The organism is Picosynechococcus sp. PCC 7002, assembly GCF_963860125.1.
Taxonomy (GTDB): Bacteria; Cyanobacteriota; Cyanobacteriia; order Cyanobacteriales; family MRBY01; genus MRBY01.
In genome coordinates this window covers 310,441-331,336 of sequence record NZ_CAWLFA010000001.1, presented here as the reverse complement: position 1 = coordinate 331,336, position 20,896 = coordinate 310,441, and the positions used below count along the sequence as shown (strand labels likewise).

The window sequence follows — 20,896 nt, the reverse complement described above, 5'->3', positions numbered from 1 at the left end:
TGGGTCGGGAAAATTTAGGCGAGGGATTGCAATTGCTGCACCTGGGCCAAGACCCTGGCCTGGACAGTTTGATAAGCGTTTTCGATGTTACCGAGGTCTTGACGGAAGCGGTCTTTATCCATCACCCGCAGGTTGGGGTCTGTTTCGGTTTGATCCCACAGGCGGCAGGTGTCGGGACTAATTTCGTCGGCCAAAAGAATTGTCCCTGTTTTGTCGGTGCCAAACTCGATTTTAAAATCCACCAGGGTAATCTGACAGCGCGCAAAAAAGCCTTGCATCAGACCATTGATCCGCAGGGCATAGTCCTGGAGTTGGGCCAGTTGCTCGGCGGTGACGATCTGAAGCAGCATAAGGCGATCGCGGGTCAAGAGCGGATCACCGAGGTTATCATCCTTGAGATAAAACTCCACGAGGGGTTGGGGGAGAACTGTGCCCTGGGCCAAACCCGTTTGTTTACAAAGACTACCCGCCGCAATATTGCGCACAACCACTTCTACCGGCAGAATTTTAACTGCTTTAACGAGCATTTCATCGGCTTTCGTTTGTTCGATAAAGTGGGTCGGAATACCCTGGGTTTCCAGCCATTGGAGGAGGGCAGCGGCAATGGTGCAGTTCATTTCCCCTTTACCCTGGATGGTGCCTTTTTTCTGGGCATTAAAGGCGGTGGCGTCATCTTTAAAATAGGTGAGGAGAACATCAGAGTCGGCGGTGCTGTAGAGAATTTTTGCCTTACCTTCGTATCTTTTTTCCGGGTGGTGCTCGCTCATAAGCTGGTTAAAATCGTGGATAAAATCATTCTCCATTGTAGGGGCTGATGTCCCTGGGTTTGCCTAGGGGCTTGGGGAAACAATATGTCACAATAAAGCCGATCTCTTCTGTGTGGCGCTGTATTTTGTGATTGCTATTTATCCTGGAAGCTTTGATCCGATCACCCTGGGTCATCTCGATATTATTGAACGGGGCGATCGCCTCTTTGAAAAAGTAATCGTGGCGGTGCTGTGCAATCCCAGTAAATCGCCGATTTTTAGCCTCGAAAAGCGCGTGGCCCAGATTCGTCGCTGTACCCAACATTTACCCAATGTAGAAGTGGCGAGTTTCACGGGTTTAACCACCGACTACGCCCGACAACGTAATGCGGGTGTATTACTACGAGGGCTACGGGTGCTGTCCGACTTCGAGAAGGAGCTACAGATGGCGCATACAAATAAGACGCTTTGGGATAATATCGAGACAGTATTCCTGGCGACCTCCAACGAATATAGTTTTCTCAGCAGCAGCGTCGTCAAAGAAATTGCTAAATTTGGTGGTTCCGTTGATCACCTCGTTCCTGACAATGTCGCTGAAGATCTTTATCAATGGTACAAAGTTCATCCTCCCCAGGTAAGCCCACCGACAATAATGCCAACTCCCCAACCCTTTATCGAGGGGTAGACTTGAATGTGCAGGAACAGCTCACCCATTTAGAAGAAGTAATTTTTGAAGGCTTTCAAATTCCCCTCACGGGACTAACTCTCGTTAAAGACAACGATGTTTTAGACCAGCTCGATGCGGTACGGGCCAGTGTTCCTGAAATTATTGAGCGGGCCGTCGAAGTGCTCCAATATAAGCAACACCTCGTTGAACAGGCCGAAGCCGATGCGGATCGGATTGTCACCAGTGCCAAGCAGCAGGCCGCCCAATACTTAGACGAGATGGCCCTCACCCGGCAAGCTGAGCAACAGGCGGCTCAATTACGCTACACCACAGAGCAGGAATGCCAAGCCCTCCGCCAAAGTACCCTCGCTGATCTAGAGGCCTTTCGGCAGCAGGTGTCCCAGGAAGTGCAGCAAATGAAAAACCAGGCGATCGCCGAGGCCCAGGCCATCCAACAAGATGCGGATCAATATGCCCACAATCTCCTCGGACGCCTTGAGGTGAATCTCCGGGAGCAACTAGAAATTGTTCAAAACGGACGGCGGCAACTCCAACCGCCACCATCCTCGAATAATGGGTTAGCCCCCCAGGCGACTGGCCAAAATCCCCAGGGACGGCGTACTTCTCCCCAACCGCGTCAGCCTAGATCGAGATAGGTATCGAGATCCGGCACCGTTAACCAACGGCCTTGGGTATGGGCCTGGTGGGTTAAATCCATTAGCAATTGAGAATAGACCCCTTCCCGGAGCGTTGGGGCGATCGCCACTGGATCTTCGGAGATCCCTTGATTTTGCTGGCAGCGGTCGATGGCTTTGACCCAATGATCGACAACTCGAATAAAAGGCGCGAGGCGGCCATCGGCAAAGGTTTGGGGAAATTCAAGGCGCTCTGGAATAGCCACAGGTTGCAGTGCTTCACCCGCCTGGCCCGCCTGGAGCGTAAAACCATGGACATAATCCTTGAGGTTGCTGCTTCCCAAAACCAGAGAACCGCGATCGCCATAGACTTCAACCCAGTGGCCCCGACCATGGTGACTGACGGAGGTGATATTAATTTGACAGGGTGTGCCGTCGGCCAGTTCTAGCATGATCAAGCAGGTGTCATCGGCATCTACGGGTTTAAGGCGATCGCCATCCTTGGGGTCGGGTCGCTCTTTAATGGCGCAACTGAGATGACCCGCCAAACGTTGCACGGGGCCAAACAACCAATGGACATAATCAAAGGCATGGGAACCCACTGCCCCCAAAGCGCCACCCCCTTGATCCTGGCGGGCATACCAATTCCAAGGTCGGTCTGGGTTGGCTCGACTGGTCACTAACCAGTTGATCGTAATCAGGCGTTTTTCACCAACAAAACCCTGTTGCAGATATTCCGCGAGACATTGCCAAGCAGGGACAAAGCGAAATTCAAAGTCCGGGGTTACGACCAAATTTTTTTGGGCTGCCAGATGGTAAAGCTCCCGCGCCTCAGCCCCATTCAAGGTCATGGGTTTTTCTAATAAAACATGTTTCCCCGCTAGAAGAGCTTGTTTGGCCATTTCATAATGCAAAAAAGGGGGCGTCGAAATGGCAACGGCGGCAACGGCAGGATTTTCTAGAAGCGCATTAAAGTCGCTGGCACTTTCGGCAATTTGATGGGTGGCAGCGATCGCCTGGGCTTTGTCCGGATCGCGATGGTAAACCGAGACCACTTCAGTACGGTGGTGGTGTTGGAGGCCGGGAATGTGAATTTTTTGGCCAAAACCGGTGCCGGCGATCGCCACCCCAATGGTGTCGTGGGTCATGGGAACTCCTCAATCGATGATCTTCCTCCGCATTATCCAGAACAGCGGTGGGCAAAATCAAAATTTTTCTGGCCTAGCCCTGGCGCACTGCTTGCCAAACCTGTTGATACTGGGCCGTCGCGTCGGGGTCTAACATCTCAATGATTTCACTGGCCCGGAAGGTGTTTTGATCAAGGTAAATTAACGGATTATCAGTGATGGCAGGGTCTAAATTGGTCGCCGCATAAATCAGTGGAGAGGCCCCGTGACTACTACGGGAAATCTGCTGAATCGCCGCCGGTTCCCAACAAAAATCTAACCAAGTTTTTAGGGTCTCAAAAGAAGTTTGGCTGCGTTGGGGCTGCACCCACAGATCACACCAGAGGGCCGTGCCACTGGCGGGAATCACTGCCCCTAAATTGCGGTAGCGTTGCAGGAGCGGCAAAATATCCTGGGACCACCCCTGGGCAATCCAGGTGTCGCCCATGTTGAGGGGCTGGAGATAGTGGGTGGAACTATAGAATTTGACCTGGCGGTGGAGGGTTTGGAAATCGCTCTCTAAATTGGCGATCGCCTCTGGATCGGTTTCGTTGTAGGATTTCCCCTGTTTTTTCAGCAAAAGCCCCAACACTTCCCGCGATTGATTCAGCAGAGAAATTTTTCCCTGTAATTCTGGCCGCCATAGATCTGCCCAATCCGTCGGTGTCCACCCCAGGTTTTTCAACTTATCCTTGCGGTAGACCAGCATCGTCGTGCCCCAGCGGTAGGGCTGTCCCCACAGTTGCCCTTGGGGGTCGATCTCGCCCTGGACATTGCGGCGCAAAAACCGTTGCCAAGGTTCCCCCAACTCTTCCCACCGCGTTAGTTCCTCCAGAGATAACGGTTGAACAAATCCCAAGGCGATCGCCTGTTGATACCAACCATGGCCCAGGGTCAGCAAATCCGGCACCGCTGCCGAGCGATTGAGGAAATTTTCAGATGTCTCCGGTATCCTCATGGCCGCATCCTGCAGCACTACAAATAATTCTTGGAGCTGTTCTAGGGGTTTGAGATCTAAGCTGACCGTTTGCCCTTGGTTTTGCCGAAACAATGTCAACAGTTGTGGCGAAATTGACCCCCGTAATGTATTGATTTGTAAAGTTGTCTCCGAGGTTCGTTGACACCCTCCCAAACACCCAGCGAGGGCATAGAGTGCGGAAATAGTCAAAAAATGGCGGCGATTGGGCATAAATCTAAATGTCGTTTCCCCTGGGAAATATCTTTTCAAAAAATAGCAAATTTAGCCTTTAATCAAGTTCAACCTTGGCCAGGACAATTGCAACTTTATCCTTAGAGAGGCAAGGTTTTCTTAAGGTTTTCTAAGAGAATCTTAAATATATCAGGATAAATATTCACAGCCTTGGGGTTGGTACTAGCATGGGACAAAGACCCGACTTTAGGCTGACAAAATATGAGTGTTCAAGGCTATATCAACGAGTTGAAACATCAGCTTGATCTGTTGTATCAAACCGTCGAACAAATGCAGCAGGGGCTAGGCCCAACGGGACAATCCTTATCGGAAGCAGATTTGATGGCGATGGTTCCCAAAATTGATCCAGCGGTCTTTGGTCTAGACTTTCGAGTCGGCGGAGAATCCTTTCAGCATAAAGATGTTTTATTTGATGAAACCCTTGGCTTAGAGGGGCGTCCCATGGACGAAAAACAAATGAGCCCAGAATTACAAATCAAACGACTGACGGCCCAGTTGACAGTGGCCTACAAACGCATTGCCCAATTAGAGGAGCAGTTGCTCTCGCGGCAAAACGAACACAATGGCAGTGAATATATCTATTCTTGATATTTTCTGAGAATCCATAACGGCGATCGCTCCACCCTCCAGATTATTAAAAGATTACTTAGAGTTAGGGGGCGATTCTGTTTGGGCAAGGCGGTAGGAAAACCACAAATTGAGCAATAAACAGGCGATGCCAATGTTGATACAGACATCGGCAATGTTAAACACGGGAAAATTAATCAGGCGAAAGTCGAGAAAATCGACCACATAGCCAAATAAAAAGCGATCGACGCCATTACCCATCGCCCCCGCAAGAATAAATCCGTAGCCGCCTTGTTCCCAGAGCGTTTGGCGATCGCCAAACCAAGCCAAAGCCATCAAACCCACACTGACCCCCAAGGACAACCACCGGAGCCAATGCACCCCATCGGTAAAGATACTGAAGGCAGCCCCAGTGTTTTGCACATAGGTGAAATGGAAGACATTCGGCCAGAGGGCAAAGGTATCACCCACTTCCGGCAAAGTCTGGAGCACAATGGTTTTTGTCAGTTGATCGAGGACTAATCCGAGGAAGGCAACAAGCCAAAACCAGCGATTTTTCAGTAAATCTTGGCGCAGATCCATGGAGAGAGAGTTTCCGTTTCGCTAAAAAGAAAAAATATCAAGCCCAATGCTTTGGCTTAATAGAAGAGAATCCGTCGTACCCCATAGGCCACCACGGCCACACCACAGACTAGCATTAACTGACTCGGAAAGGGAGTCACACTATAGAGGGCGATCGCCTGGAGCAAACTCAGTTCCGTCGCCTGTAATTTTTCTAAGAGGGTCAGCCCCATCAGATAAAGAATGCCGCAACTGTGGAGAGCGATCAGACCACAAAAAGCACTAAGAGCGAGGGCTTCTAAACTCAGCACATACCGAAAGGCAAGCCAACCACAAATGCCCGCCGCTGGGATAAAGCCAAGAATGTAACCAAAGGTGGGTTCTGTCAGATATCCCAGTTTTCCCCCTTGGGAGAACACCGGCAACCAAAACAAACCGATCAGAATATAGGCAATCTGGGCGATAATCCCCGCATTTTTGCCCCCCAAACAGCCCGTGAGGAGAACGGCAGCCACTTGACAGTAAATCCCCAAAGACTGAGTTTGTAGTCCCGCCGTTGACCAGTCCCAAGGGAGATTGAGCCGATGGGCCTCGATGAAGGTGCCCCCAATCGTCAGGGATACACCGATCAATGCCCACAGGAGTTGGTTAAACCAGTTCGGGCCAGTGGTGGCAGTTTGCTTTGGGGACAAGGATCTGGGGAGGGCTTTCGCTTTCAAGGGTTATTGGGCGGCAGAATATTGGCCAGGAATCGGTGCTTCACCCCCTTGTAAGCCGAGGGATTTGAGCATCGCTTGATCCTGTTCGGGGGGTTGGCCCATGGTGGTGAGGTAGTGGCCGATGAGCATCGCGTTAATGCCTGCCTTCAGGCCGAGGTGTTGTAGTTCACCCATTACCGCTTCGCGACCGCCAGCATAGCGGATAATTTGTTCGGGCAAGATAAACCGGAAGATTGCCATGCATTTGAGGGCTTCGTAGACATCGAGACGGTCATTGCTTCCGAGGGGAGTTCCCTGACGGGGATTGAGGAGATTCAAAGGCACAGATTCGACTTCGAGATCCCGCAGGGCGATCGCCAAATCAACCCGGTCTTCCCAACTTTCACCGAGGCCCATAATGCCACCACTGCACGCCTGAATGCCCGCTGCTTTGAGATTTTTGATGGTTTCGACCCGGTCTTGCCAACTGTGGGTGGTGACGATATCGGGGAAGAAATTTTCCGAAGCTTCGAGGTTGTGGTTGTAGCGGGTGACGCCGGCTTCCCGGAGCTGTTGGGCTTGTTCTGGGGTGACTTCGCCGAGGGCACAGCAGGGTTTGATCGCTGTTTCTGCCTGGATGCGGCGCACGGTTTCTAAAATTTGCTCAAATTCAGTATCCCTGGGGCTGTTGTACTTAATGCCCCGGCCTTGGCTAACGAGACAAAAACGCTTTGCCCCAGCGGCTTCAGCGGCTTTGGCCTGTTCAATAATTTCTTCGGCGGTTTTGAGGCCATACACAGGGGAATCTTCGCCGGGGTGGTGGGCGGACTGGGAGCAAAAACTACAGTTTTCGGAGCAACTGCCAGATTTCACATTCACAATGCTGCAGAGGTCAACGGTATTACCACAGCATTCATGCCGGATCAGATCCGCAGCGGCACAGAGTTTGAGGATATTTTCGGGGCCGGTGATGGCGGTGAGACGGAGAGCTTCGGTACGGGTGAGGCGATCGCCATTAATAATCCGCTGCGCCCAGTCATTTAACCAAGCTTCGAGGGCCGGGCCATTGGGAATTGCAGTGGTGGGGGCGGGGGTTTGCGGGGTGGGCTTGATCGGTACTTGAACCACGTTGACCTTCTCTCTCTTTTACTAAAAAAGTATTCCAAATTTTATCATTCCCGTTTCCCTGGCTTAAAGGTTCTCTGTACATCTGTTACATCTTGGGGCAGCGGTGGCGGATCTCTCGGTTGGTACGCATCATCCGGGTCACGCTTGCTTTCTCCAGAAAGAATAGGTTAACTTCTATGGGTTTTAATTGCCGAACGGGAACCATGAGTCAACAAACCGCTTTAATCACAGGGGGGGCAAAACGCATCGGTGCGGCGATCGCCCGGACCCTCGCCCAGGAAGGAATCAATCTCATCCTCCATTACCGCTCTTCCCAAGCCGAGGTAGAACAACTGGCCGAAGAACTTTCAGCTTTGCCAATTTCGGTGGATATTGTGGCGGCGGATCTGCTCCAGCGGGATAGTGTGGAGGCGATGATCGAGACGGTGAAAGCGAAAACGCCCCAACTAGACATCTTGATTAATAATGCCTCGATGTTTAATAAGGAAAGTTTGTTTGCCCTGAGTCCAGAAAATCTCTGGGACAATATTCAAGTTCACGCCCTGCACCCTTTTTTGTTGACGAAAGCGTTCTTTTCTAAAGAATCTAGCCACGGGAATGTGATTAATTTCCTTGATACGCGTATCTACGGCTATGACCATGAGCACGTGCCCTATCACCTGAGCAAAAAGATGCTCCATAGTTTCACGAAGATGTTAGCATTTGAGCTTGCCCCCAATGTTCGTGTCAATGCGATCGCCCCAGGCCCCATCTTGCCACCAGTCAATGCGGAGGGAGATGAGCGGGTGCAAGCCGTGATTGCAAAAACCCCCCTGGGACGGTTTGGTGATCCACGCAATATTACCCAGACGGTACTGTTTTATTTAAAAAATGACTTCATCACTGGCCAAGTCATTTGTGTTGATGGTGGGTTTCACCTAGGAGAAAATTTCTATGTCTAAAAGCCTCGATAAAATTTACATTCGTGACCTGCTGCTGCGCTGCATTATCGGCATTTTTCCGGAAGAACGCACCAAAAAACAGGATGTGGTGATCAATGTGGTGATGCACGCGGATCTCACCAAAGCGGGCCAAACCGACAGTATCGATGACACCGTTGATTACAAACGAATCACCAAGGCAATTTTGGCCGCCATTGAGCCTTCTAGCTACAATTTGATCGAAAAAATGGCCCAGGTCGTCGCTGATATTTGCTTTACCGATGCCCTTGTCGAAAAGGTAGAAGTCACCATTGATAAACCCGGCGCCCTCCGTTTTGCCAAGGCTTCGGCGGTTACCATCTACCGGGAGCGTTAAAAGCCATGGCCCAGAATCGTGTCTACCTCAGCGTCGCCTCGAATATTCAACCGGAAGCCAATATCTTGCAAGCGATGACGGAATTAAAGCAGTTCTGTCAGCTCAAAGCGGTCTCGCGGTGTTTTGTGACGGACGCGATTCCGGCCCCAGGCCAAGCCCCCACCAAGGATCTGCCCTATTACATTAACTGTGTTGCCTTTGTCGAAACAGAGTACGAGGCGACAGCATTTAAGTTTGATATTTTGCGATCGCTCGAAACAAAGCTCGGCAGAGTCCGCACTGCTGATAAATATGCCCCCCGCACCCTGGATCTCGATATTTTGCTCTTTAATGACGCGGTGATCCAGGCGGAAAATTTGGTCATTCCAGATCCGGATATTAAAAAGCGTTGGTTCCTCACCCAGGGCATCCTCGATATCAACCCAGACCTTTCCCTCCCCGATGATGCCCAGCCGCTCCGGGTTTATCTGCAGCCCCTCTTGGATGATTTGGCAGCCACCAACCAGACCTTCACCGAAGACCAAACGCTCCGGGAAAAAATTTTGGCGATCGCCTAACCATCACCACACCCAGCCATTTGTGATCCATTGGCCATATTTCCTCTCGCCGAAAGTCGTGGGCGGTTTAACGAATCCTCTAAGATAGAGAACGCAAACTTTTTAAGAAAATTTTTAGAAATAACATGGGTGAGTTCATTCGTCCTTATCTAGAACCAATTGCCGCTCGGTTCAACACCTTACCGATCCCAGAAATCATTACCCACTGGGGGCACCCCTTGATGATGGGCATTGTCATTGTGGCTGTCGGTGGCTCCGCTGCCGTTAAGGGTTGGCAAATTCGCCGCAGTGAGGATGTCAGCGACAAAAACGAGAGTGCCTACTGGCATAAAAAAGCAGCGCTCTGGCTCACAACCTTTATCAGCTTGGGTTGGACAGGGGGCGTTCTCTCTTTAGTAATGCAGGGAGAGCCGATTTTTGAAAGTCCCCACTTTTGGACAGGCACGATCGCTATTGGGATGTTGATGGCCAACGGTGCGCTATCAATCACAAAATTCCTCGGCAAAGATTCCCTGCGCACGGTGCATGCCTATGTGGGGTCAGCGGCGATCGCCCTCCTTGTAGTCCATGCAGCCCTCGGTATTAACCTCGGTTTATCCTTCTAAATCAACAGCTTAAACTTTACGCCTAAAAAGAAAATTTCTGGGGGTCGTCATCCGGGCGGCCTCTTTTTTATTGCATCCACCCAGATGTTTAGTGGCAGCTTGCTAAAATTATTTGGGAGCAAAATTAAGCAATAAAAGATTATGTTAAAGTCTCTTTTGCGCAATTCAGAAAGACTTCAAAAAAGCGGTTCGGTTTAGGTTCGGGAAACCGAATAAATATTGCAAAAACAATACCTTTAAAATTTGAAACCCTTGATAAATAGGCGTTTCAGGAGCGATATATGTCTATCGATAGATGTGCCCAGTCGGAATATTTCATAATATTAAAAGTGTAGTCAAGCAAAAACAAATTCGATTTCAAAACAACATTTTGAACTTTGGATCTGATCCGTGCTTGATTTTTTGAAGAACACATCAACAAGGAGGTTTAAGCCTTACTTTATGGCTAACCAACTAAACAAAACCCTAGAACAAAACGCAGAAAATCAAAAACGCTATAAAGAGAAAGTCAAAGCGCAGATTGATAAAATCGACGCCCGCATTGATGAGTTCCGCGCCAAAGTTGATCAAGCAGAGGCAGACGGCAAACTCAAATACCAAAATATGCTCGAAGAGCTAACCGCCAAGCGGGATGCTGCCCAACAGAAATTTGACGAACTTCAGAATGCCAGCGAATCAGCCTGGGATGACTTGCAGAAGGGCTTTGAAAGCGCTTGGCAAGAGTTAGACCAATCCTTCCAGAAAGCTGTCAACAACTTCTAATCCTCTGTCTCACCACGCAACACGAACAAGAGACAATAGGAGGATAATCCATGACTACGGCAACCTTTGATCAGAACCAAAACAACCAACAAACGGCTGATCTCCAGACCAAAGTACCCTGTACTGTTTCCGCGATCTTTGAAGATCGCCAGCAGGCAAACAAAGTACTAAGGCAGTTGCTCGATATGGGGGTGAAGCGAGAAGACATCTCCATCATTGGTAAGAATTTGCAGTCAGAAACCCAAATCACTGGTTTCTTCGGTCGGGCAGATTTTATTAAAGAAGGTCTGCAGTCCGGCGCAATCTACGGTGCCCTCTTCGGAACCCTGTTTAGTGCCCTGAGTGGCTTCGGTGTCCTATTTGTTCCCTTCATTGGTACGGTGGTCGCGGGTGGCCCCATCGGTGCGGCCCTCCTCGGTGCAACTAGCGGGGCGATCGCCGGTGGTGCAGGTGTCGGACTCATCTCTGCCCTTGTCAGCCTCGGTATGCCCAAAGAAAAGGCAGCCATCTACGAAACGAAGATTAAAGCAGGTGGCTTGATGCTGACCGCCGAAACAAGTCAGGGTACTGCCACAGAGTTAGAAAGCCTCTTCCAGGCGGAAGGCGGGACAGACATTCTCTCCTGTAAAGACTTCTTGCTCTCCCGCTTTGATACTGGAAAAGTCAGCTCAACCGAGGATTTGCCGGAGTCTGTGCGCTCACGCCTTGCTGATGCGGCCCAAGAAACCTTTGTCGAGGTTTACAACCAGGTCTACGCAGAGAAGCAAAATCAACACGTCGCTGCCTACCGCGCTTGGATGCGGGTCGAAGATGAATATGAACAGAACAGCCAGGGCATCTGGGCAAAACCCAAAACCCTACAACAGGCCTAGGTTAGACCTTGACTCACAGTGAGCACGCTGAAGCATTTCAGAACCATGAATTCTAAAAAACCTTAAAGCAGAGTTTGTCCTAGAACACAACTCTGTTTAGCCCGGGGGTCGGAGCGAATGACTTCACCCTGCTAACCGGGCCTCTCTAACCCATTTACCAAATCCCTTTAACAACACTAGGAGGAAAATATTTTATGGCTACGACTTTACAAGCCCCCACCACTGGTACAACGACCCAAAACCAAGAGGCATCCTTAACGATCGCCCAATCTCTGTCCCACATTCTGGCAGATACTTATTTGCTTTACCTAAAGACCCAGAATTTCCACTGGAACGTCCAAGGGAATCTGTTCTACGGTATTCACAACCTACTTGAAGAGCAGTACCAAGCCTTGGCGATCGCCGTAGATGACATTGCCGAACGTATCCGGGTCTTAGGCTTATCCGCCCCTGGTTCCTTCCATCAATTCCTGGAATTGAGTTCTCTCAAGGAAGCTAGTGGTTTAGCCAGCGCCGAAGAAATGATCGCCGAGCTATCGAATGACCACATCACCCTGACCGAGAAGCTGAAGGGCGTCCTGCAACAGGCAGAACAAAACCACGATGTTTCTACAGTGGAACTCCTCAGTGGCCGGATCCGCGATCACGAGAAACAAGCTTGGATGCTCAGTAGCATTGTGCGATAAATCGAAACTTTCACTGAAAATTTGTTGATTTCGGTTAATTTTGCCCATGATGTTTATCTACTGTGGCTATAGCTTCAAGTTATTTTCCCAATGGCTGACTTCTCGTTAATTTCAGCCAGGAAAATTTCCCAACACCCCGAAAAAAAGCGAGTCCCTCCATTCTGGGGGGATTTTTTTTGTGAATTCAATGGCAGAAATGTTTTTCTTTTGCACCATCGCCTTGAAATCAACCAGGCTTCATGGGTAGTCAAGGACAACTCACAGTTCGCCGCGGTTTAAAGCTATAGTGATTAGAATTTATTGCCCACCCACTGTCCAAAGGAATGACCAGCGTGACCAATTTGCCGACTCAATTTGATGTTGTTGTCATTGGGAGTGGCGCAGCGGGCTTATATGCGGCCCTGTCTTTGCCGAGTCATTTACAGGTGGGTCTCATCACGAAGGCAAAGCTACGCACTGGATCAAGTAAGTGGGCCCAGGGCGGTATTGCGGCGGCGATCGCCCCAATGGATTCCCCAGAATTACATTTCCAAGACACCCTCAAGGCTGGGGCTGGCCTGTGTGATCCTGAGGCCGTTGAGTTTTTAGTTAACCACGCGAAGGAAGCCATTGATCATCTGGTGGCCATGGGAGTCGCCTTTGACCGCAGGGATGGGGAACTGGCGATGACCCTGGAAGCCGCCCATTCCCGCCCCCGGGTGTTACATTCTGCCGACACCACCGGCAAAGCGATCATTACTACCTTGATCGAGCAGGTGGTTGAACGTCCGAACATTCACATTGTTTCCCAGGCCTTTGCCCTCCAACTCTGGCGCAATGAAACAGGCCGATGCCAAGGGGTCAGCGTTTTATTTGATCATCACATCCAATGGATTGCCGCAGGAGCCGTAATTTTAGCGACAGGCGGTGGCGGCCAAATTTTCGCCCAAACCACAAACCCCACCGTCAGTACTGGGGATGGGGTGGCCCTGGCTTGGCGGGCAGGTGCCCAGTTGCGGGATCTCGAATTTTTTCAGTTTCATCCCACGGCCTTAACGAAACCGAACGCCCCCCATTTTTTGATTAGTGAGGCGGTACGGGGTGAAGGGGCGCATTTATTGGGGTTTAATGGCGATCGCTTTGCCTTTGACTACCATCCAGACGGTGAACTCGCCCCCCGTGATGTGGTCAGTCGCGCTATTTTTAGCTACCTAGCCGAAAATGCTGGCGATCCGGCCAATGCCCATGTTTACCTCGACTTGAGTGTGATCCCCGCCGAAAAAATCCGCCGTCGCTTCCCGAACATTATTCGGATGTGTGCCGAGTGGGGGGTGGATGTTTTTACGGAGCCGATTCCTGTGGCCCCCGCCGCCCACTATTGGATGGGAGGGATTACCACCAATACAGACTGTGAAACCTCGATTCCAGGGCTCTATGCCATTGGCGAAACCGCAAGTACAGGCGTCCATGGGGCGAACCGTCTCGCGAGTAACTCCTTGCTAGAATGTCTGGTTTTTGCGGCGCAACTGCGGGATCTCCAACCAAAACCAGCGACCCTAGCGGTACAAGATCCTGAGATCCAGACCATCACCGCAAGCTGGAAAAAATTATCCATTAAAGTGCAAACGATCCGGGCAGATCTCCCCCTATTACTCTGGCAAAGTGCTGGTATTTGTCGAGAACAAAAAATTTTACAGGAGGCGATCGCCCAGGTAAGCACCTGGCAAAAACAACTCCAGCAAATGCCCCTGGCGCAATTTCTTCAGGGCTATCCCCCGCAGCAAATCCATCTAAGCCATCCCGATGCCGAGGCACAAATTCGTCTCTACGCAGAAACCTGTAATCTCACCGATGTTGCCCTCTTGATCCTCAAGAGTGCCCTCTGGCGTACCGAGAGCCGTGGTGGGCACTATCGCACCGACTATCCCAACGCTGAAGTCCCTTGGCAAGTGCATACGTTAGTTGAAGGGGAAACGTTGCAACGTTCTGCACCGTCGCGCTTGGAGTCGTTGCATTAATAAACTTGTAGCTAGTTAATTAATGACCTCTGCGAGTTCGATCACCCGTTCATCCCAGTCTTTGACCAGAAAGTTTAAGGGTTTTTCCTGGCGAATTTTATATTTGAGACGGCGGGCTTGGATGCGGAGCAGGAGCGCTTCTAAACAATCTTTATCGAAACAAACGTGGCGTTGGCGATTCTTTTTTCCAAGGCTCGCCCCAGACACCACATGGAGTTGGGTATTTTTTTTCAGTTGATACCATAACCCGTCAGCTCCCCCCAAGGTTTCAGTGCGGCCCATCGCCATGGGACTGGCCCCCATGTACATCGGGTCAAGGCTGGCGGCCCCTAGGGTTTGTTCATAGTTGTAGTAGTAGTGGAGGGGGACATCGGCGACGGGGAGCTGCAAAATTCCTTCATAAAATCCCCTGGCCACTTCTAGATCCGAGACCATAATCGTGTGGACTTTGGGGGCTGTGGTCAGAAACATCCACATGGCGACCCCATAGGCACAGAGCAACATCACCATGATGCCTTGGGTGGAAAACAGGCTATCGAAGGCGGGGAAAAAGGCCGCCATTGAGGGATGGAACAATGCAGAGAAAGCAACGATCATGGAACAAAAGTTGGGAGGTGAATCGCTTATGATTAAAATCAGGTGACGCCGCACAGGCACTTTTTAGGCATTATTGCAGGACATGATTCAGATTCCGAGTTTTTCTGAAACCAATCATCCACTGATTTTGGCCCTCAACCATTATAGCGATTCGGATCTGCTGACTTTTTGTCAACGTTATTCGGATCAAGGGAAATACTTCACAGGGATTTTTTGTCGATATGCGCCGTTGGTGTACACGCTCGTTGGCCATGGGGGGCGATCGCCTGTGCAGACGGATTACCTTTTTGCCCTGACCTGGCGGCAAATTTTCCACGAAATGCGCACCCTCGATTTAGAGGCCCAAGGGTTTCAATCTTTACAGCAGTGGCTTTTGGAAGTGGCGACAGCCTACCAAAATCAATTTGAGATTCCGCCAGTGGCCAGCATTAACTACGATATTAAGCGGACAACGCCGCCCCTGTGGTGTTACCTCGAACAGGCCTTGGATTTAGTCCCGCCACTGCCCCGGTTGATTGTGGTGCTCGCGGATCATTTTCACTGGAGCTCGACCCGCATTTCTGCCCATCTCCAGGCCGAGAGAGAGTATTTAACCGTTGAGGACGTGGAGGATTGGCTTAACCAAGGGCGTCAATTGGTTTTAGAAGAGTTGCCGACAGATATTCGCACGATCTACTTTCCAGAATCCCTACCCCAACTCAATAACGAAGGCGATCGCCTGACAGATTCGGCGAGTAACGCCAATTGAACGCGCTATGATAGGTAAAATTTCTTAGTCATTTCAGTAAAAGGTTTGGAAGCGATGATTCTCCCTGGTAGCACGGTGCGCGTAATCAACCCCGATGACACCTTTTATCGGTTTAAGGGCCTCGTCCAACGGGTCAGCGATGGTCGGGCGGCAGTTCTTTTTGAAGGGGGGAACTGGGATAAACTGATTACCTTTAACCTCGCGGAGCTTGAAGTCACGAAATAAGTTCCTTTGGCTCCTCCTATGCGTCTGCCCTTGCCCCAATTTTCCCCTGGCGATCGCCACCCCGATCACATTGCCGAGGTCATTGAAACTGCCACCACTGAGTTTACTGCCCAATGTTTGGAGCCGGAAGACCTCAGCTTTCCAGTGATGCCCCCCTTTGGCAGTTGGGTGAAATCCTATGACGAAGAATCAGGCAACATCGTCTACGGGGTCGTTACCTATGTCACCACGGCCCCCATTGATTCAGTCCATCGGGCGAGAGCCTTGGGGATGAGCCTCGAAGAATTGCGAGAACAACAGCCGCAAATTTTTGCGATGCTCAAAACGGAGTTTCGGGCAGCCATCGTCGGTTTTGAAATTCCCAGTAATCGCCGCAATGGTCGGCGGGGCGAAGTGTTTCAATATTTACCGCCCCGTCCCCCCCAAATTCACCAATCGGTTTACCATTGCGAGCCGGACGAAATTATTCACTTCACCGACAGATTAGAGTTTCTCCGGGTGCTTTTGCAGGTGAATTGGGTGCCCCCAGAATCCCTCATGGCGGCGGCAGTGCGGGAAGTCTACCGACTGCGAAAAGGCGATCGCCAATGGTTAGTGGATGTGGGTCGCATGATCAGCACCCTCCTCAAAGATGACTACGACCGACTCCGCTACATCCTGAGTCAGATCCATTGGTAGCCACAAAAAAAGAGGGATTACAATCAATCCCCCTCGTTGTTTACCGCAATTTAGACTTTAATCTCGAATTTCTTTAGTCCCAACCATGGCGATCGAGATACTTTGCCACCGTTTGTACATCCTTATCACCCCGACCAGAACTGTTGATCACAATGCGCGGACTGCCCGACAACTGGGGACAAAGGGTTTCTAAATAAGCAAAGGCATGGGAGGTTTCCAGGGCGGGAATAATTCCTTCTAACTCGGACACCCGTCGGAAGGCAGCCACTGCATCCTGGTCGGTGACACTGTAATATTCAGCCCGACAAGTATCTTTGAGGTAGCTGTGTTCCGGGCCGACGCCAGGATAATCTAAGCCCGCACTGATGGAATGGGCCTCGACAACTTGGCCTTCGGTGTCTTGCAATAGGTAGCTCATGGCCCCATGTAGGACCCCTGGTTTCCCTTGGGTGAGGGTAGCCGCGTGGTGACCACTGGTGATCCCAGACCCTTCGGCCTCAACGCCAATCAAGCGCACAGTCGAATCTTTAACAAATTCGTGGAAAAGCCCCATGGCATTGGAACCTCCCCCCACACAGGCAATCAGAATATCCGGGAGGCCACCCCACTTTTCTGCACATTGTTGGCGAGTTTCGGCACCAATGATCGCGTGGAAATCTCGCACCATCATCGGGTAGGGGTGGGGGCCAGCTACGGAACCGAGGATATAGTGGGTTGTCTCTACATTTGTTACCCAGTCCCGAATGGCCTCGGAGGTGGCATCTTTGAGGGTTCCAGTGCCCGCTTCTACGGGTTGGACGGTGGCCCCTAATAATTTCATCCGGAAGACGTTGAGGGCTTGGCGTTCCATGTCCTGCACCCCCATATAGATAATGCATTCCAACCCAAACCGGGCACAGACCGTCGCTGTGGCAACGCCATGTTGACCCGCACCAGTTTCGGCGATGATGCGTTTTTTGCCCATACGTTTGGCGAGTAGGGCCTGGGCGATCGCATTATTGATTTTGTGGGCACCCGTGTGGTTGAGATCCTCCCGTTTCAGGTAAATTTGCGGGCCAGAACCATCGGGGCGAGCATAGCGAGCCGTCAGCCGTTCCGCGAAATAAAGGGGACTGGGGCGACCAACATAATCTTTTAGCAGCCCAGCTAATTCTGCTTGAAAAGTCGGGTCGTTACGATACTGGGCATAGGCCGCTTCTAACTCAGCCAAAGCGGGCATCAAGGTTTCAGGCACATATTTACCACCATATTTCCCAAAACGCCCAAAGGCATCGGGTTGATTGGGGTTAAAGGTAGTGTCTTGGGGAGAAATGGGAGAAATAGTCACGGTGTCTGTATCAGGTGAAATCAACTAGGTCTGGGTCAGCTTTATTGTAACTTGATCAAACTCCCTCGCAGATACCCTAGAGCTGCTTCCTAGGCATTGTCCTTGGGGGAAGATTGCATCGGAAAGGAAAAGTAAAAAGTAGAGCCTTCACCAAAGGTAGAAGTCAACCAAATTTCACCACCATAACGGCGCACAATTTTTTTACAGACGGCGAGGCCAATGCCTGTCCCGGAATATTGACTCTGGGAATGGAGGCGTTTAAAAGCGTAGAAAATTTGCTCAAAATAATCGGCTTCAATGCCAATGCCATTGTCGTGGCAGCTAAAAACCCAGTGGTTATCGTTTTGGACGGCACTGATCCGAATCTGGGGGGGCACCTCTTCCCGGCAATATTTGAGGGCATTTTCGATTAAATTTTGGAAAATTTGACTGATTTGTAGAGGATTTCCCTGAATGGTGGGCAAGGAATCAATGGTGAGCTTGGCGCTTTGTTGGGCGATCGCCGAACTGAGTCGATTACAAACCTGATGGACGATCAAATTACAATCTACGTCCACCGCCGTATTTTCTACTCGATCGACCCGCGAATAGGTTAAAAGATCTTCAATGAGCTGGGTCATCTGGCGCACGGAATCTTGGATCGCATTGAGGTAACTACTCCCTTTTTCATCCAGACAATTGCCGTAGCGCACCTGGAGCAGTTGAGACCAAGAGTAAATACTCGCTAAGGGTTGCTTCAAATCGTGGGAGGCAATATAGGCAAACTGTTCAAGCTCCTGGTTGGATTGTTCAAGTTTGATCTGCATTGCTTCGCGGGCCTTCATCTCTTGCCGGAGTCGCTCGTTGGCTAACTTGAGGGCCTGTTGATTTCGCTTGCGTTCGATGGCGTAGAGAATTGAGCGGAGTAATGTCTCTTGGTCAAAGGCGATATTTTTTTTGATTAAATAATCCTGGGCTCCTTGGTGCACCGCTTCGAGGGCTAACTCGGCATCATTGGTATTCGTCAGCACCACAATGGGAACGTCCGGAGCAATGCCCATCAGCATCGGGAGAGAGCTTAGGCCCTGGCTGTCGGGCAAGCTCAAATCGAGCAAAATCACGTCAAAGGTTTGGTCTTCAAGACAGGCGATCGCCTTTTCGAGGTGGGCAAAATGCACAATATCGCACTGCACCATCTCAATATCTGCCAGTAGATCCCCTAACAATTCAGCTTCCGCCAAATTATCTTCAATGAGCAGAATATGTAGATCATCTAAGTGCATAGTTTAGTCGCGACAGTTGGGGAAGTCAGGCCAAATTCACTTGCAATCTCGCTTTTTCACCCCAGGCTTTTCCCTTGAAAAGTGGCCGTTACTCGCCTACTTGCATCGATATTAGGAATCCATATTCCTTCGATTTACAACTGGTGCTGAATTTTCACGAGGATGATTTTTCCAGGAAAGTCACTATTTTACAATAACCTATTTAGGCTTTTCCCTATTGGTTAGATATCGTCATACTTTGTTTTACTAATCTCAAAATAATACGAAAACCAACCAAGATAGCAGTGTGGTCTTAAAAATTAAACTTAGAAAATTAAAAACCCGCATTGACTACCGAATACACCAAGGTGCAATCTTTGCGGGTGAATACAGCTTTCCTTTGGGCATTCACGCCCGACGAACTTCTTAGCCAATGACCCAAGCAGTAGAAGCGACTACCATAGAAAACCAAAGGAGTGATTAAAATGTAAAGGAGTATGCTTACCCCTTTGCCAGAGTAAGTCACAGTTTAAATTGCACTCAATCACGTATAGAGATATAGCATCATGGGATTTTTAGATCGTCTTGGTCGTGTTGTTAAAGCCAACCTCAATGATATGGTCAGTAAGGCCGAAGACCCCGAAAAAATATTGGAACAGGCCGTTGCCGATATGGGGGAAAGTTTGGTGCAATTACGCCAGTCGGTGGCCCGGGCGATCGCCGCCCAGAAAAAAACTGAGCAACAGCTGATCAAAAACCAAACCGAAGCGACCACTTGGCAAAAGAAAGCAGAATTAGCCATTAAGAACGGTCGAGAAGATCTTGCCCGGGAAGCCCTAGTCCGGAAAAAAACCTTTGCGGACACCGCAGCAGTCCTCCAACAGCAACTGACCCAACAAAATGCCCAGGTAAAAACCCTCAAGGAAAACCTCCTTGCCCTAGAAAGCAAAATCCAAGAGGCGAAAACCAAGAAAGATATGCTTAAGGCCCGGGCCAACGCTGCGAAAGCGAATGCCCAACTTCAGAGCACCATGAACAACATCGACACCAGTAGTGCGATGAGTGCCTTCGAGCGGATGGAGGACAAAATCATGGAACTCGAAGCCCAATCTGAAGCAACCAATGTCTTGGGCAGTGCCAGTTTAGATCAAGAATTTGCCCAACTCGAAGCCTCCAATTCCATTGATGATGAGTTGGCGATGCTCAAAGCGGCTTCCCAGGAAGCACCAGCCCTAGAAGCGGCCAAAATGGTGGATGAAATGGAAGAAGTATCCGATACTCCTGTCGAAACTCCCGAACCAACGGATGCTGATTTTGCAGCGGTGGATGCTGAGCTGGAAGCCCTACGCACCCAAATGAAAAATCTCTAGGATCTCGCCTTGAGGGGGGGATCTTTATCCTAGTTTTTGGGTCTTGAAACCTTACAAACAGATTACTTGGCTGGGTAGAAGTCCAAAGAACTCCTACCTGGCTCACTTATGGAGTTTTGTGGCTGTTCGTAAATCCATTGATCCAGCGATCGCCGAAAACTGTTAACGTAAGGAACTGTCTTCATTTTGTAAGTAATCAAGGAGTTCACCCCCTGTGAGTGGCAGCGTTTTGGAAATTACCGATTCCCAGTTTGAGCAGGAAGTCCTCAACGTCAATCAAGATATCTTGGTCTATTTTTGGGCCAGTTGGTGTGGGCCTTGTCGGTTAGTTTCGCCCTCGGTCAGTTGGGCCGCCCAGGAGTATGGCGATCGCCTAAAAGTCGTTAAGCTCGAAGTAGACCCCAATCCGGAAGCCGTTGCCCAATGCCAAGTGGAGGGGGTGCCGGCCCTGCGCTTTTTTAAGGCCCAGAAGGTTGTGGCGAGCCATGAGGGGGCGATTACGAAGCAGGGTCTTAAGGATTTTGTTGAAGCCCAACTGTAATATTTTTCAGCGATTT

General features: G+C 50.2%; 25 protein-coding genes. 16 read left to right on the top strand and 9 right to left on the bottom strand.

What is annotated here, in order from left to right; all coding sequences use genetic code 11:
* Positions 1-14 precede the first annotated feature (14 nt).
* Positions 15-767, bottom strand: a complete 753-nt coding sequence (gene purC / locus AACQ84_RS01595) for a phosphoribosylaminoimidazolesuccinocarboxamide synthase (RefSeq protein WP_012305951.1) — start codon at positions 765-767, stop codon at positions 15-17.
* Positions 768-894: 127 nt separating this feature from the next.
* Here purC and coaD point away from each other — a divergent pair, with 127 nt between their 5' ends.
* Together coaD and AACQ84_RS01585 are read left to right on the top strand one after the other, a co-directional pair.
* The gene (coaD, locus tag AACQ84_RS01590) at positions 895-1,431 is read left to right on the top strand and encodes a pantetheine-phosphate adenylyltransferase (protein ID WP_012305950.1); all 537 of its coding nucleotides are present in this window, start codon (positions 895-897) and stop codon (positions 1,429-1,431) included.
* The gene (locus AACQ84_RS01585; RefSeq protein WP_030006094.1) at positions 1,356-2,069 is read left to right on the top strand and encodes a hypothetical protein; all 714 of its coding nucleotides are present in this window, start codon (positions 1,356-1,358) and stop codon (positions 2,067-2,069) included. Before coaD ends, AACQ84_RS01585 begins: the two co-directional genes overlap by 76 nt.
* On the opposite strand, the gene AACQ84_RS01580 is transcribed toward AACQ84_RS01585, so the two are convergent.
* Positions 2,051-3,196 carry a Gfo/Idh/MocA family protein gene (locus AACQ84_RS01580; protein WP_012305948.1) on the bottom strand — a complete coding sequence of 382 codons (1,146 nt, stop codon included), beginning with the start codon at positions 3,194-3,196 and terminating at the stop codon, positions 2,051-2,053. The genes AACQ84_RS01585 and AACQ84_RS01580 overlap by 19 nt on opposite strands.
* Positions 3,197-3,269: 73 nt before the next feature.
* Positions 3,270-4,403 (bottom strand): extracellular solute-binding protein, encoded by a 1,134-nt coding sequence (locus AACQ84_RS01575; RefSeq protein ID WP_012305947.1) that lies wholly within the window; start codon positions 4,401-4,403, stop codon positions 3,270-3,272.
* Positions 4,404-4,625: 222 nt separating this feature from the next.
* Between AACQ84_RS01575 and AACQ84_RS01570 the strand changes: the two genes are divergently transcribed.
* Positions 4,626-5,012: a hypothetical protein gene (locus AACQ84_RS01570; RefSeq protein WP_012305946.1), complete on the top strand. Its 387-nt coding sequence runs from the start codon at positions 4,626-4,628 to the stop codon at positions 5,010-5,012.
* 54 nt (positions 5,013-5,066) lie between these two features.
* On the opposite strand, the gene lspA is transcribed toward AACQ84_RS01570, so the two are convergent.
* Genes lspA through bioB form a run of 3 tightly spaced genes read right to left on the bottom strand, consistent with a single transcriptional unit; the run spans position 5,067 to position 7,378 of the window.
* On the bottom strand, positions 5,067-5,573 hold the full coding sequence (gene lspA, locus AACQ84_RS01565) for a signal peptidase II (protein ID WP_012305945.1): 507 nt from the start codon (positions 5,571-5,573) through the stop codon (positions 5,067-5,069).
* 56 nt (positions 5,574-5,629) lie between these two features.
* Positions 5,630-6,271 carry a biotin transporter BioY gene (locus AACQ84_RS01560; protein ID WP_012305944.1) on the bottom strand — a complete coding sequence of 214 codons (642 nt, stop codon included), beginning with the start codon at positions 6,269-6,271 and terminating at the stop codon, positions 5,630-5,632.
* 3 nt (positions 6,272-6,274) lie between these two features.
* Complete coding sequence (gene bioB / locus AACQ84_RS01555) at positions 6,275-7,378, bottom strand: biotin synthase BioB (protein ID WP_012305943.1); 1,104 nt, start codon at positions 7,376-7,378, stop codon at positions 6,275-6,277.
* Positions 7,379-7,581: 203 nt separating this feature from the next.
* On the opposite strand from bioB, the gene AACQ84_RS01550 reads away from it, so the two are divergent.
* The 8 genes from AACQ84_RS01550 to nadB all read left to right on the top strand — a co-directional run bounded on the left by AACQ84_RS01550 (position 7,582) and on the right by nadB (position 14,153).
* Positions 7,582-8,319, top strand: a complete 738-nt coding sequence (locus tag AACQ84_RS01550) for an SDR family oxidoreductase (protein WP_012305942.1) — start codon at positions 7,582-7,584, stop codon at positions 8,317-8,319.
* On the top strand, positions 8,312-8,674 hold the full coding sequence (gene folB, locus AACQ84_RS01545) for a dihydroneopterin aldolase (RefSeq protein ID WP_012305941.1): 363 nt from the start codon (positions 8,312-8,314) through the stop codon (positions 8,672-8,674). Before AACQ84_RS01550 ends, folB begins: the two co-directional genes overlap by 8 nt.
* Before the next feature lie 5 nt (positions 8,675-8,679).
* Positions 8,680-9,231 (top strand): 2-amino-4-hydroxy-6-hydroxymethyldihydropteridine diphosphokinase, encoded by a 552-nt coding sequence (gene folK / locus AACQ84_RS01540; RefSeq protein ID WP_012305940.1) that lies wholly within the window; start codon positions 8,680-8,682, stop codon positions 9,229-9,231.
* Between the two features lie 125 nt (positions 9,232-9,356).
* A complete protein-coding gene (locus AACQ84_RS01535) occupies positions 9,357-9,836 on the top strand; it encodes a DUF4079 domain-containing protein (protein ID WP_012305939.1) in 480 nt (159 codons plus the stop codon).
* Between the two features lie 441 nt (positions 9,837-10,277).
* The gene (locus AACQ84_RS01530; RefSeq protein WP_012305938.1) at positions 10,278-10,598 is read left to right on the top strand and encodes a hypothetical protein; all 321 of its coding nucleotides are present in this window, start codon (positions 10,278-10,280) and stop codon (positions 10,596-10,598) included.
* A gap of 50 nt (positions 10,599-10,648) precedes the next feature.
* Entirely contained in the window at positions 10,649-11,470 is an 822-nt protein-coding gene (locus tag AACQ84_RS01525; RefSeq protein ID WP_012305937.1) for a ChaB family protein, read from the top strand.
* A gap of 194 nt (positions 11,471-11,664) precedes the next feature.
* Positions 11,665-12,156 carry a Dps family protein gene (locus tag AACQ84_RS01520; RefSeq protein WP_012305936.1) on the top strand — a complete coding sequence of 164 codons (492 nt, stop codon included), beginning with the start codon at positions 11,665-11,667 and terminating at the stop codon, positions 12,154-12,156.
* Between the two features lie 323 nt (positions 12,157-12,479).
* Complete coding sequence (gene nadB / locus AACQ84_RS01515) at positions 12,480-14,153, top strand: L-aspartate oxidase (RefSeq protein ID WP_012305935.1); 1,674 nt, start codon at positions 12,480-12,482, stop codon at positions 14,151-14,153.
* 15 nt (positions 14,154-14,168) lie between these two features.
* On the opposite strand, the gene AACQ84_RS01510 is transcribed toward nadB, so the two are convergent.
* Complete coding sequence (locus tag AACQ84_RS01510) at positions 14,169-14,750, bottom strand: hypothetical protein (protein ID WP_012305934.1); 582 nt, start codon at positions 14,748-14,750, stop codon at positions 14,169-14,171.
* 82 nt (positions 14,751-14,832) lie between these two features.
* Here AACQ84_RS01510 and AACQ84_RS01505 point away from each other — a divergent pair, with 82 nt between their 5' ends.
* From AACQ84_RS01505 to AACQ84_RS01495, 3 genes are read left to right on the top strand one after another with little or no spacing between them, the layout of a single operon-like run.
* The gene (locus AACQ84_RS01505; RefSeq protein WP_012305933.1) at positions 14,833-15,498 is read left to right on the top strand and encodes a hypothetical protein; all 666 of its coding nucleotides are present in this window, start codon (positions 14,833-14,835) and stop codon (positions 15,496-15,498) included.
* Positions 15,499-15,552: 54 nt separating this feature from the next.
* Positions 15,553-15,723 carry an NAD(P)H dehydrogenase subunit NdhS gene (locus AACQ84_RS01500; RefSeq protein WP_012305932.1) on the top strand — a complete coding sequence of 57 codons (171 nt, stop codon included), beginning with the start codon at positions 15,553-15,555 and terminating at the stop codon, positions 15,721-15,723.
* Positions 15,724-15,741: 18 nt separating this feature from the next.
* Positions 15,742-16,401 carry an HAS-barrel domain-containing protein gene (locus AACQ84_RS01495; RefSeq protein WP_012305931.1) on the top strand — a complete coding sequence of 220 codons (660 nt, stop codon included), beginning with the start codon at positions 15,742-15,744 and terminating at the stop codon, positions 16,399-16,401.
* A 73-nt stretch (positions 16,402-16,474) separates the two neighbouring features.
* Here AACQ84_RS01495 and trpB read toward each other — a convergent pair whose 3' ends face one another.
* Together trpB and AACQ84_RS01485 are read right to left on the bottom strand one after the other, a co-directional pair.
* Positions 16,475-17,728, bottom strand: coding sequence for a tryptophan synthase subunit beta (gene trpB, locus AACQ84_RS01490; RefSeq protein ID WP_012305930.1), 1,254 nt, complete (start codon positions 17,726-17,728; stop codon positions 16,475-16,477).
* A gap of 89 nt (positions 17,729-17,817) precedes the next feature.
* Positions 17,818-18,990 (bottom strand): sensor histidine kinase, encoded by a 1,173-nt coding sequence (locus AACQ84_RS01485; RefSeq protein ID WP_012305929.1) that lies wholly within the window; start codon positions 18,988-18,990, stop codon positions 17,818-17,820.
* Between the two features lie 545 nt (positions 18,991-19,535).
* Between AACQ84_RS01485 and AACQ84_RS01480 the strand changes: the two genes are divergently transcribed.
* Together AACQ84_RS01480 and AACQ84_RS01475 are read left to right on the top strand one after the other, a co-directional pair.
* Positions 19,536-20,339: a PspA/IM30 family protein gene (locus AACQ84_RS01480; protein WP_012305928.1), complete on the top strand. Its 804-nt coding sequence runs from the start codon at positions 19,536-19,538 to the stop codon at positions 20,337-20,339.
* Between the two features lie 214 nt (positions 20,340-20,553).
* The gene (locus tag AACQ84_RS01475) at positions 20,554-20,880 is read left to right on the top strand and encodes a thioredoxin family protein (RefSeq protein ID WP_012305927.1); all 327 of its coding nucleotides are present in this window, start codon (positions 20,554-20,556) and stop codon (positions 20,878-20,880) included.
* Positions 20,881-20,896 lie beyond the last annotated feature (16 nt).

Coding starts and splice junctions, on each gene's coding strand:
- purC (WP_012305951.1), bottom strand. CDS start 767: ATGAGCGAGCACCACCCGGAAAAAAGATACGAAGGTAAGGCAAAAATT.
- AACQ84_RS01585 (WP_030006094.1), top strand. CDS start 1,356: ATGGTACAAAGTTCATCCTCCCCAGGTAAGCCCACCGACAATAATGCC.
- AACQ84_RS01580 (WP_012305948.1), bottom strand. CDS start 3,196: ATGACCCACGACACCATTGGGGTGGCGATCGCCGGCACCGGTTTTGGC.
- AACQ84_RS01575 (WP_012305947.1), bottom strand. CDS start 4,403: ATGCCCAATCGCCGCCATTTTTTGACTATTTCCGCACTCTATGCCCTC.
- AACQ84_RS01570 (WP_012305946.1), top strand. CDS start 4,626: ATGAGTGTTCAAGGCTATATCAACGAGTTGAAACATCAGCTTGATCTG.
- lspA (WP_012305945.1), bottom strand. CDS start 5,573: ATGGATCTGCGCCAAGATTTACTGAAAAATCGCTGGTTTTGGCTTGTT.
- AACQ84_RS01550 (WP_012305942.1), top strand. CDS start 7,582: ATGAGTCAACAAACCGCTTTAATCACAGGGGGGGCAAAACGCATCGGT.
- folB (WP_012305941.1), top strand. CDS start 8,312: ATGTCTAAAAGCCTCGATAAAATTTACATTCGTGACCTGCTGCTGCGC.
- folK (WP_012305940.1), top strand. CDS start 8,680: ATGGCCCAGAATCGTGTCTACCTCAGCGTCGCCTCGAATATTCAACCG.
- AACQ84_RS01535 (WP_012305939.1), top strand. CDS start 9,357: ATGGGTGAGTTCATTCGTCCTTATCTAGAACCAATTGCCGCTCGGTTC.
- AACQ84_RS01530 (WP_012305938.1), top strand. CDS start 10,278: ATGGCTAACCAACTAAACAAAACCCTAGAACAAAACGCAGAAAATCAA.
- AACQ84_RS01525 (WP_012305937.1), top strand. CDS start 10,649: ATGACTACGGCAACCTTTGATCAGAACCAAAACAACCAACAAACGGCT.
- AACQ84_RS01520 (WP_012305936.1), top strand. CDS start 11,665: ATGGCTACGACTTTACAAGCCCCCACCACTGGTACAACGACCCAAAAC.
- nadB (WP_012305935.1), top strand. CDS start 12,480: ATGACCAGCGTGACCAATTTGCCGACTCAATTTGATGTTGTTGTCATT.
- AACQ84_RS01510 (WP_012305934.1), bottom strand. CDS start 14,750: ATGATCGTTGCTTTCTCTGCATTGTTCCATCCCTCAATGGCGGCCTTT.
- AACQ84_RS01505 (WP_012305933.1), top strand. CDS start 14,833: ATGATTCAGATTCCGAGTTTTTCTGAAACCAATCATCCACTGATTTTG.
- AACQ84_RS01500 (WP_012305932.1), top strand. CDS start 15,553: ATGATTCTCCCTGGTAGCACGGTGCGCGTAATCAACCCCGATGACACC.
- AACQ84_RS01495 (WP_012305931.1), top strand. CDS start 15,742: ATGCGTCTGCCCTTGCCCCAATTTTCCCCTGGCGATCGCCACCCCGAT.
- AACQ84_RS01485 (WP_012305929.1), bottom strand. CDS start 18,990: ATGCACTTAGATGATCTACATATTCTGCTCATTGAAGATAATTTGGCG.
- AACQ84_RS01480 (WP_012305928.1), top strand. CDS start 19,536: ATGGGATTTTTAGATCGTCTTGGTCGTGTTGTTAAAGCCAACCTCAAT.